At 32.9% G+C, this 11,515-nt stretch carries 9 protein-coding genes; 1 reads left to right on the plus strand and 8 read right to left on the minus strand.

What is annotated here, in order from left to right:
* Positions 1 to 136: 136 nt before the first annotated feature.
* Genes CCC31_RS04165 through CCC31_RS04195 form a run of 8 tightly spaced genes read right to left on the minus strand, consistent with a single transcriptional unit; the run spans position 137 to position 6,954 of the window.
* Positions 137 to 487 (minus strand): GerW family sporulation protein, encoded by a 351-nt coding sequence (locus tag CCC31_RS04165; protein WP_022089825.1) that lies wholly within the window; start codon positions 485 to 487, stop codon positions 137 to 139.
* Positions 488 to 501: 14 nt separating this feature from the next.
* Positions 502 to 1,497, minus strand: a complete 996-nt coding sequence (locus CCC31_RS04170) for a DUF2953 domain-containing protein (protein WP_117909542.1) — start codon at positions 1,495 to 1,497, stop codon at positions 502 to 504.
* 19 nt (positions 1,498 to 1,516) lie between these two features.
* Positions 1,517 to 1,840, minus strand: a complete 324-nt coding sequence (locus CCC31_RS04175; RefSeq protein WP_290849852.1) for a hypothetical protein — start codon at positions 1,838 to 1,840, stop codon at positions 1,517 to 1,519.
* A 13-nt stretch (positions 1,841 to 1,853) separates the two neighbouring features.
* The gene (locus CCC31_RS04180; protein WP_290849854.1) at positions 1,854 to 3,218 is read right to left on the minus strand and encodes a hypothetical protein; all 1,365 of its coding nucleotides are present in this window, start codon (positions 3,216 to 3,218) and stop codon (positions 1,854 to 1,856) included.
* A 14-nt stretch (positions 3,219 to 3,232) separates the two neighbouring features.
* Positions 3,233 to 4,489: a diaminopimelate decarboxylase gene (locus CCC31_RS04185; protein WP_117909548.1), complete on the minus strand. Its 1,257-nt coding sequence runs from the start codon at positions 4,487 to 4,489 to the stop codon at positions 3,233 to 3,235.
* A 20-nt stretch (positions 4,490 to 4,509) separates the two neighbouring features.
* The gene (gene malQ / locus CCC31_RS04190; RefSeq protein WP_363347589.1) at positions 4,510 to 5,688 is read right to left on the minus strand and encodes a 4-alpha-glucanotransferase; all 1,179 of its coding nucleotides are present in this window, start codon (positions 5,686 to 5,688) and stop codon (positions 4,510 to 4,512) included.
* A complete protein-coding gene (locus CCC31_RS12675) occupies positions 5,685 to 6,005 on the minus strand; it encodes a 4-alpha-glucanotransferase (protein ID WP_363347593.1) in 321 nt (106 codons plus the stop codon). The genes malQ and CCC31_RS12675 overlap by 4 nt, the downstream gene beginning before the upstream one ends.
* A gap of 25 nt (positions 6,006 to 6,030) precedes the next feature.
* Positions 6,031 to 6,954 (minus strand): hypothetical protein, encoded by a 924-nt coding sequence (locus tag CCC31_RS04195; RefSeq protein ID WP_290849856.1) that lies wholly within the window; start codon positions 6,952 to 6,954, stop codon positions 6,031 to 6,033.
* A gap of 270 nt (positions 6,955 to 7,224) precedes the next feature.
* Between CCC31_RS04195 and CCC31_RS04200 the strand changes: the two genes are divergently transcribed.
* Entirely contained in the window at positions 7,225 to 11,469 is a 4,245-nt protein-coding gene (locus CCC31_RS04200) for a 2-hydroxyacyl-CoA dehydratase (protein ID WP_290849858.1), read from the plus strand.
* The last annotated feature ends 46 nt before the right edge of the window (positions 11,470 to 11,515 follow it).

Here is an 11,515-nt window from a genome sequence, read left to right on the forward strand (position 1 = left end):
ACAAACTTTTCCCATTTTAATTCCTAGTGTTTTTATATAGATATTATATGAAAAAAATTAATAAAAATAACCTATAAACAAGCCATTTTTATTAATTTATTTCTAAAAATCAATTGTAATAATTCTTAATTTTCATTTACTCTTCATCAAATGTATCTGCATCATCATTTTTACTTGTAAATTTATTAACAATATCAGGAACCATATCAATGATTCTCGAGAACCCATCCTGGTCATTTATACTGATAAGTTTTGAAGAACCATCTTTTATAACCAATACGGCACTTGGTGTTATCTTTCCACCAACTCCTCCACCTGCACTTGTGTCTTTTGAAAAAGTACCAACACCCATTCCAAAAGAAACATCAGCCATAGGAAGAATAATTGTATCTCCAACAGTTATTGCTTCACCTACAACAGATTTTGTAGTAATAAATTTTTCCATTGCTCTTAGTAAATCATCTGTGGCTTTTCTATCTTCTGACATATAAATACCTCCTGTCAACTAAACTTATCAATAACGGCATGCACTTCATCTTTCATATAAATCTGTAAAATATAAACACCTACAACTCCTATAGAAAAATGTCCCCACGCTCTGATTATTCCGTTAAATTTCTTGTTTTCAAAATCAGGTTCTATTTGAAAATTATCCATATTAAGCTTTAACGCAGTACATACAACTGCAATAACTCCAAGCATCTTTCCCGTCTTGTCCGGGCTGTCAAATCCAAACTCAAGTTTTCCTCTTATTTTTTTAGGTTTAAGTAACTTTACAATCTGCTTTGTCTTACTTTTAATATAGTTATATGCAGTTTTTACTTCTTCACTCTTTAAATAATCTATTAAATATTTAAATTTTTTTTGATTATTTTTAAATTTGTGTTTTGTGCTTCGAACCTTATGTTTTATTTTACCAAATAGTTTTCTACATTTAAACCATATATTTTTAACAAAATCTATTAACTGCTTTACTTTATAGTCTAAATCACTATTTTCTTCATCGGTTGATGATTCTTCTTTGTTAATATAAGACTGACGTTCATCTACATTTTCTTTATCTAAATTTTTCTGACTGTTTGCCAAAGCTTTTCCCTCAATGTTATCACCCTTAAACTCTTGTCCGGCTTTTATGAAATCATCACTCTCCACAGAATTCATATTTTTATCATTATCTTCTGTTCTGCCACGTTTTTCATATTTTTCGTCATTTTCAAATGTTTCATAAGAATCATCTGCATTTTCATCATTATCATCACTATAAATTTTAAATCCCAAAATTCTCAATGAATACTTCAATTCTTCACTATATTCCATATTAAAATGGAGAAGATGAAAAAGCCATCCTCCATGAATTCTTAAATAACTTTGCTCTTTATTTTTTATTCCTTCAATCTTATATGATGCCGGTAAAATAAACAACAGCGCAACTAAAGCAAGACTCGCCAGCAGAATAATTCCTATTATTTTTAATAAAATTAATAAAATATGTAACATTTTACTCCTTCTGCTGCAATCAAGTGAAACTATGATTATTTTCCATATATTCCTTTAGTTTAAATTGTCCGGTTGCGCGGAAACAATCCATAATAATCAACCGGGTCATATCATAAGCTTCTTCCTTGCCTTTAGCTATACCATAAATCATAAGTTCCGAATTAAGATATCTCTTTTGTAAGAGCACATATGACGGATAAATGTCAAGGACATCCGTATCATTGAAGGGTGCAGCCAATACATAAATATTAAACTGCATTTTTCCTTCTTTTATTTTAGAGACAATATTATCCTTATCGTCCATCGCTTCATGTCCTATATACAAATCATCGCACCATTTCATATGCACCTCCTATTTATACAATCATCGATGAAATGATTTCTAAGCATCCCTTTTTTTCTGCCATATCAGTACATCCATGTAAACAATTGTATACGAAATCCTGTAATTCACTTATATTGTTGAAAAATACAGGTAATTCACTCAATGTTGCAGACATTATTGACTTCTTTATCAGCCTCTGACTATTAGCGAATTTGTCGACAAATTCTTTGTACAGATTTTCCTTTACCTTTTCTAAATATTCTTCATTTACCTTATCCTTATCCTGTTTTTTGTCAAATTCCACAAATAAACTGTCTGAATTTAACAGAGGAAGTCTTGATACCTTTTCATATGTTTTTTCAAGATTATTTCTGATAATGTCATCTTTATTCTTATCTAATATCTGGTCAACAATATCGTAATTCATTATATTGTGATAAAGTTCTTCCTGTTTGCCTTCTAATTTAACAAACATCGCCTCTAATTCTTCATTTGTCTTATGAGCAAATTTTCCTGTAAACATCAAATTAGTTTCACTGACAACTTCGCTACATATTGCTGTAATGTCATCATTTTCCTGACTCTCTGATGTATATAGCACAAGCAAAACATCATTAATCAATTCCTGCATCATCATATTTGCAGACACATTATCATCAATATAAGCTGTTAACTCTGATAATTTTTCAGAAAATTCATTAACTTCATCTTCTGTTATATTCTTCAAATCATATTTATCTAATTCTTCAAATGTATCATGAATTTCCGGATATAAAAGTTTGTAATCTTCCTTTTCTTCTAAAATAGCACTTGTTCTTATTCTATAAACAAAATCATCTAAACTACTCTTTTCGCCCTGATTATATACATCTAATCCCGAATTTACATATTCAAAAAACTTTGATTTAGTCATTCTGATTGGAAGCTGACCTATAATTTCACATATTTTACTGTTAATTATTGTCGCGTCTTCATCATCGAATATATATTTCATTATTTTTCTTGTAAATTCTTCATCACTATAATTTGCCGGCATATCATAATCGTGATATTTATATTCAACTCTGTTGTACGCAAATTCGTATACATTATACTTATCTACATAATATGTTAAGGCCTGCATTTTTCTAATGATGTTATTACGCATATCCTCAACTACACTTATATCTTCTTCACTCATGTCTGCAATAACTTCATTCATCTTATTTAATTCTAAGACAATATCAGAACTTATTACATCATTTTCATCCTGCTGCATCTGCAAAAAAGTATAGTAATTAAGCGCAAGTCTGATATATGCAAATTTATTATTTATTTTACTAAATCCATATGCATATTTTTTTAGATTATCATCTATATTTTTACCCTTAGAAATCTCATTAATTATCTGTCTCATATTTTCCTCCATGACTATTTCATAATGTCACAGAAATCAAATGTAGCAAAATAATCTTTTGGAGTTTCTGCTCTACGAATTAATTTTACGCTTCCATCTTCCTGTAACAATAATTCTGCAGAACGAAGTCTTCCATTATAATTATATCCCATCGAGAATCCATGAGCTCCTGAATCATGAATTACAAGGAAATCTCCCATATCAATCTTTGGCAATTTTCTGTCTACTGCAAATTTGTCATTATTTTCGCATAATGAACCAACAATATCATATGTGTGATCGCAAGGTTCATTTTCCTTACCCATAACAGTAATATGATGGTAAGCTCCATACATCGCCGGTCTCATTAAGTTAGCAGCACATGCATCTACACCAATATATTCTTTATATATATGCTTTTCATGTACAGCCTTTGTTACTAATGCACCATATGGTCCCATCATAAATCTTCCCATTTCGGTATAAATTGCTACATCATCCATTCCTGCAGGTGTAAGCACCTCTTCATATACTTTTCTTACTCCCTCGCCAATAACCATAATATCATTTGGTTCCTGATCCGGTCTGTAAGGTATTCCAACACCACCTGATAAATTGATGAATTTAATGTGTGCTCCAGTCTTTTCCTTCAACTCAACTGCAAGTTCAAAAATTGTCTTAGCAAGTCTAGGATAATATTCATTTGTAACTGTATTACTAGCTAAGAATGCATGAATTCCAAAATTCTTTACGCCTTTTTCTTTTAAAATCTTGTAAGCTTCAATAATCTGCTCGTGAGTCATTCCGTATTTAGCATCTCCCGGATTATCCATAATTCCATTGCATGCTTCAAAAACTCCACCCGGATTATATCTGCAACTTACAGTTTCAGGAATGCCTGCTTCTTTTTCCATGAAATCAATCATTGTAATATCATCAAGATTAATAATTCCACCAAGCTTTGCGCAGTATCCAAATTCACCTTCAGGTGTTTCATTTGAAGAGAACATAATCTCATCGTCTCTAAAACCTAATTTGTCAGCAATCATAAGTTCTGTATATGATGAACAGTCAACACCACATCCGACTTCTTTTAACTTCTTTATGATAAATGGATTTGGTTCAGCTTTAACAGCAAAATATTCTCTAAATCCCTTATTCCATGAAAATGCTTCATTAACTTTTCTTGCATTCTCCATAAAACCCTTTTCATCATAAATATGATATGGCGTAGGATAAGTCTTTTCAATTTCCTTAAGTTGTTCAAGTGTTACAAACGGTTTCTTTTCCATTTTTTCAGTCCTCCTAATAATTATCTGCCGTATATATCGGTTAAATATCTAAGTCTCTCAACTTCTTTATCACCAAACTGGTTTTTGGTCATTCTCCAACGCCAGTTAGTTCCCATTGATGATGGCAGATTCATTCTGCCAATATTGCCAACTTTTAAAACATCCTGCATTTGGAATATTACAACATTCGCCACGCTGGCATAGGCGCATGTAAATAATTTATCCACAATATCTTCAATCGAGCCATGTCTACATTCTAAGAACTCTCTTATGTATCCTAACTCCCAATATTGCAAACCTGTAAAATATCCCATTAAGGTATCGTTATCATGAGTTCCACCATAAGCCACAGTATTCTGCGTCCAAAAATATGGCAAATGATCATTCTTTCTGTCTCCGTCAAATGCAAATTCTAAAACCTTCATTCCAGGAAATCCACTCTTTTCAAGGACTTCCACTACTTCAGGTATTTTTACACCTAAATCTTCAGCAATGATTTTCTTATCTCCCGTTGCTTCTGATATAGCTTTTATAAGTTTCATTCCCGGACCTTTTTCCCATTTTCCGTTTCTGGCATCCTCATCTTCTGCAGGTATTGTATAGTATTTTGTCATTCCGATAAAATGATCAATTCTTACTATATCGTATAATTTTGCGGAGTGTTCCATTCTCTTTCGCCACCATGAAAAATCATCTTTTTCTAACTTTTTCCAATCATATAACGGATTTCCCCATCTTTGACCTAAATCAGAAAAAGCATCCGGCGGAACTCCTGCCACTTTTTTTGCCTCTAGATTCTCATCCAGTTGAAAAATTTCAGGATGAGACCATACATCTGCTGAATCCATAGCAACATAAATTGGAATGTCTCCTATTATTTCGATTCCTTTTTCGTTGGCATACTCTTTTAGTTTAAACCATTGTTCGAAGAATTTAAACTGTAAAAACCTATAAAAATCCAGTTCATCTGAAAATTCTTCTATCTTTTTATCTAACGCTTCCTGCTTTCTGAATCTTATATCCTCTTCCCAATCCTGCCACGAAGTCGACTCAGCATCATTTTTGCATACACAATACAAGCAGTAATCATCAAGCCAAAAATCATTTTCTTTAACAAATTCTTTATATTCTTTCAATGCCTTGTGATTACTATTCTTATAAGCTTCTTTTAAAACAATAAATCTGGAATTATATATCAAACCATAGTCAACATACTGTTCTTCAATGTTCCATCTAAACTATCTACATATTCTTTTGTAATAAGACCTTCTTCAATTAATGTATCCAAATCGATAAAATAAGGATTACCTGCAAACGCAGAAAAAGAAGCGTATGGGCTGTCTCCATAACTTGTTGTTCCAAGTGGCAGAACCTGCCAGTACTTTTGTCTCGCAGCAACTAATCTGTCAACAAATTCATATGCATTTTTTCCAAAAGAACCTATTCCGTAAGGTGAAGGAATACTACTAATATGCATCAATATTCCCGCACCTCTTTCAAATTCTTTTTGAGCCATATATATTTTATTCCTCCATTTTCAATTAACAATGTGTATGTGTAAATAAATGGTCCTGACAGTACTCTTTATTTCCACTACATTTTGAGCAATATCTGAAAGTCAAATTAGGATCATCTAATTCTGTTCTTCCACAGATTGCACATTTATGCTTAGCGCCATTTTCATATTTAGGCTGTGTAGCCTGACGTATATTCTTTCGATATTCTCTTTTTCGTTTTATCTGATATGGTGATAATTTATTTCTTGTTTGAAAGAAGAAAATCATAAAATTAAGTAACGATGTAATTACCATCATTCTTGTTACCCATGAGCCTTGAAGTATTTCTACAAAAATGAATGCTCCATATAATACTCCTAACCATTTTACCTTTATAGGAATTATGAAATAAAGCAATACCTCAGCATCAGGATAAGTAGCTGCAAATGCAAGGAAAATTGACATATTAATATAATAGGTACTTACAAAATTACCTATTCCCATACCAATGCCTCTGTATATTACTGCTAAATCCGTTACACTTGTGCCACTATAGCTCATGCCAACTGCATTTAACACTGTCTCATATTCACCTGTTGTGTTACACATTATTATTAAAATTGCATATAAAAGAAATGAACCTATAATCGTAAATAGCATTCCTGAAAAAATGTATACGTTATATCGATACTTTCCCCATGTATATTCAAGATTGTTTCCTACTGAATAATAAAAGAAAAGCATAATTATAGTAAACAGTCCTAATGTCTCAGGCATTGTAACTACCCATGTTACAATTCTCCAAATCTGTCCATGTAATATTAAATATGGGTCAAATGTAATATATTCATATAGACCCGGAATCAAATAATAAATTGCATAACCTATGGCATATCCGATTACTAAATATAGGGATAAATTGCTAATTGCGTATCTGCTGAATTTTCTTTCAAAGTTTGATTGTTTCATAGAAATCTCCTATTCTAAAATCTTATACAAGTATAATTTTATTAGTATCTTTTGTCAAACATACAATACATTTTTTACATATCTTTTTTGGCACATTCAAATGTTACACCCTGATTGTTAAATTTTAATTAAAAAATCAGGACATTTTTAAAAACAATTCACAAATTTGTTACTCTTATGTACTTATTTATATGTTGTTATTTGTCGCAAATTATAATATAATGTATAACGTTTATGGATTTTTATAACTTAAGAGGAAGGTAAACAACAATGAATGATAAAGCATATTACAGCCTTGGTATTGACATTGGCTCAACAACTGTAAAAATTGCAATTTTAAATAATGATAATGAAATTATGTTTGCTGACTATGAGCGTCACTATGCAAATATTCAGGAAACTTTAGCCGGATTATTAAAAAAGGCTAAAGAAAAATTAGGTGACATTACCTTATCACCTATGATTACAGGTTCAGGCGGACTTACTTTGTCAAAGCACTTAGGAGTTCCATTTGTTCAGGAGGTTGTAGCTGTTTCTACAGCATTAAATGATTATGCACCTCAGACAGATGTTGCAATTGAACTTGGTGGCGAAGATGCAAAAATAATTTATTTTACAAATGGAATTGAACAGCGTATGAACGGTATCTGTGCCGGTGGTACAGGTTCTTTCATTGACCAGATGGCTTCTCTTCTTCAGACTGATGCCAGTGGTTTAAATGAATACGCTGCTAATTATCAGGCAATTTATCCAATTGCCGCACGTTGTGGTGTATTTGCCAAAACAGATATTCAGCCATTAATTAACGAAGGTGCTACAAAAGAGGATTTAGCTGCTTCTATTTTCCAAGCAGTTGTAAACCAGACCATTTCGGGTTTGGCATGCGGAAAACCTATTCGTGGTACAGTTGCATTTTTAGGAGGACCTCTTCACTTCCTTCCTGAATTAAAAAATGCATTTATAAGAACTCTTAATCTCGATGATGAACATATTGTTGCACCTGAGCATTCACATTTATTTGCTGCTACAGGTTCTGCAATGAATCACGATTCAAAAGTTTTAGTTAATATAACAGATTTGTATAACCGTCTTTCTAAAGGAATTAAGATGGATATGGAAATCAAACGTATGGAACCTTTATTTAAAAATGAAGCTGAATATACTGAATTTACTGTAAGACACAACAAAGATACAGTAAAGAAAGGTGATTTAAGCACTTATTCAGGAAAATGTTTCTTAGGTATAGATTCAGGTTCTACTACTACTAAGGCAGCTGTTGTCGGAGAAGATGGAACTTTATTATATTCATTCTACAGCAGTAACAATGGAAATCCTTTGGCAACTATTATTGGTGCAATTAAAGATATTTACTCTAAATTGCCTAAAGATGCTGAAATTGTACGTTCTTGTTCTACAGGATACGGTGAGGCTTTAATTAAAGCGGCTTTAATGCTTGATGAAGGTGAAGTTGAAACTGTTGCACATTATTATGCAGCTGCATTCTTTGAACCTGACGTTGACTGTATTCTTGATATCGGCGGTCAGGACATGAAATGTATTAAGATAAAGAATCAGACTGTAGACAGCGTCCAGTTAAATGAAGCCTGTTCATCAGGTTGTGGTTCTTTCATTGAAACATTTGCTAAATCGCTTAATTACTCAGTTGTCGATTTTGCTAAAGAAGCTTTATTTGCAAAGAATCCTACAGACCTTGGTACACGTTGTACAGTATTTATGAATTCAAATGTAAAACAGGCACAAAAAGAAGGTGCAAGCGTTGCAGATATTTCTGCCGGACTTGCTTATTCTGTTATTAAGAATGCTTTATATAAAGTTATTAAAATCACAGACCCTAAAGACCTTGGGGAAAAAGTTGTTGTTCAGGGTGGAACATTTTACAATGATGCTGTTTTAAGAAGTTTTGAAAAAATATCAGGATGTGAAGCTATCCGTCCTGACATTGCAGGTATTATGGGTGCATTTGGTGCTGCCCTTATTGCAAGAGAACGTTATCACGGCGAAGCAACAACAATGCTTTCTATCGATGCAATTAACAAATTTGATTACACAACAACAATGACACGATGCAAAGGTTGTACAAACAACTGTATGCTTACTATAAATAAATTTATTGACGGACGACGTTTCATAAGCGGAAACCGTTGTGAAAAAGGTCTTGGGAAAGAGAAAAATAAAGATAACATTCCTAACTTATTTGAATATAAATTCCACAGAATGTTTGATTACGAACCATTGTCTGAGGAAAATGCTAAACGAGGAACTGTAGGAATTCCACGTGTACTTAATATGTATGAGAATTTCCCATTCTGGGCTACTTTCTTTAAAAGATTAGGATACAGAGTTGTTCTCTCACCTGAGTCTTCAAGAAAAATATATGAATTAGGTATTGAATCAATTCCTAGTGAATCAGAATGTTATCCTGCAAAGATTGCTCACGGTCATGTTACCTGGTTAATCAGAAACGGTATTGATTTTATTTTCTATCCGTGTATACCATACGAAAGAAATGAAACACCAGATGCTAATAACCACTACAACTGCCCTATTGTTACATCTTATGCAGAAAATATAAAAAATAACGTTGAAGAATTAAACGATAATTCTATCAAATTTATGAATCCGTTTATGGCTTTAACAAATGAGGGAACTATTACAAGCCGACTTGTTGAAGAATTTTCAAAAGAATTTGATATTCCTAAAGCCGAAATTACTCAGGCTGCACATGCTGCATGGGTAGAATTATTAGCTTCAAGAGATGACATTCGCAAAAAAGGCGAAGAGACATTAGCATATATAAAGGAACATAATCTTCACGGTATCGTACTTGCAGGTCGTCCATACCATGTTGACCCTGAAATCAACCACGGTATTCCTGAAATGATTAACAGTTATGGTCTTGCCGTTTTAACAGAAGATTCTATTTCACATTTAGCTCCCGTTGAAAGACCTTTGATTGTATCTGACCAGTGGATGTACCATTCAAGACTTTATGCAGCTGCTAACTATGTAAAAACAAGAGATGATCTTGATTTAGTTCAGCTCAATTCATTTGGATGTGGTCTTGATGCCGTTACGACTGACTGCGTAAATGATATTTTAACTAAATCAGGAAAGATTTACACTGTTCTTAAAATCGATGAAGTTAATAACTTAGGCGCTGCAAGAATCAGAATACGTTCTCTTCTTTCAGCCATTAGAATAAGAAAAGAAAGAAATTATCAAAGAGACATCAAGCCATCTTCAATCAAAAAAGTTGAATTTACAAAGCAGATGTTTGATGAAAAATATACAATACTTACACCTCAGATGAGTCCAATTCACTTTAAGATGCTTCAATCTGCAATGAATTCATGTGGATACAACTTTGAAGTTCTTCCAAGTGAACAATCATGCATTGATATGGGTCTTAAGTATGTTAACAATGATGCCTGCTACCCTTCACTTATTGTTGTAGGTCAGATTATGGAAGCATTATTATCTGGAAAATATGATTTACACAAAGTGGCTGTTGTTATTACTCAGACAGGTGGCGGATGTCGTGCTACTAACTATATCGGATTTATCAGACGTGCATTAGAGAAAGCCGGATTAGAATACATTCCTGTTCTTTCCCTTAGTTTATCCGGTATTGAAAAGAACAGTGGATTTAAGATTACTCCTAAATTTGCAGTTAAGGCAGTTCAGGCAGCAATGTACGGCGATTTATTTATGAGAGTTGTATACAGAACAAGACCTTATGAAGTAAATCACGGCGAAACAGATGCACTTCATAAAAAATGGGAAGATAAATTATGTGCTGAACTTGCAGATAATAAATTTGGAATGAAACGATATAAAAATAATCTTCGCAAGATTGTTGAAGAATTTGATGCTATTCCTGTAAAAGATATTAAAAAACCACGTGTTGGTATAGTAGGTGAAATTCTTGTTAAATTTTCTCCTACTGCTAACAATGACCTTGTAAACTTATTGGAATCTGAAGGTGCTGAAGCCGTTATGCCTGACCTTGTAGACTTCTTCTTATATGGATTTAGAAACTCTACATTTAAGGCCGAAAAATTAGGTTTTAAAAAATCATCAGTAATTCTAAGTACCATTGGAATAAAAGCTATAGAATACTTCAGAAAAACAGCTAAGGAGGCTTTAATAAAGAGCAAACACTTCACTCCTACAAGCGATATTTGGGAAATGTCAGAAATGGCTGAGGAAGTTGTTTCAATTGGTAACCAGACCGGTGAAGGATGGTTCCTTACAGGTGAAATGCTCCACTTAATAAAAGATGGAGTTCCAAACATAGTTTGTACACAGCCTTTCGCCTGCCTTCCTAACCACATTGTTGGAAAGGGTGTTATCAAAAAGCTTCGTGCAATGCATCCTGAAGCAAATATTGTAGCTGTTGACTATGATCCCGGTGCAAGTGAAGTTAACCAGTTAAATAGAATTAAACTTATGCTTGCAACTGCAAATAAAAGATTAAAAGAAAAGCAAAATTAAAACATATACCATTTGGTACATTACACAAAACAAGGCATAGGTTCGA

It is taken from the genome of Eubacterium sp. LMAG:50 (assembly GCF_008680265.1).
GTDB classification, from domain to species: domain Bacteria; phylum Bacillota; class Clostridia; order Lachnospirales; family Lachnospiraceae; genus Eubacterium_U; species Eubacterium_U album.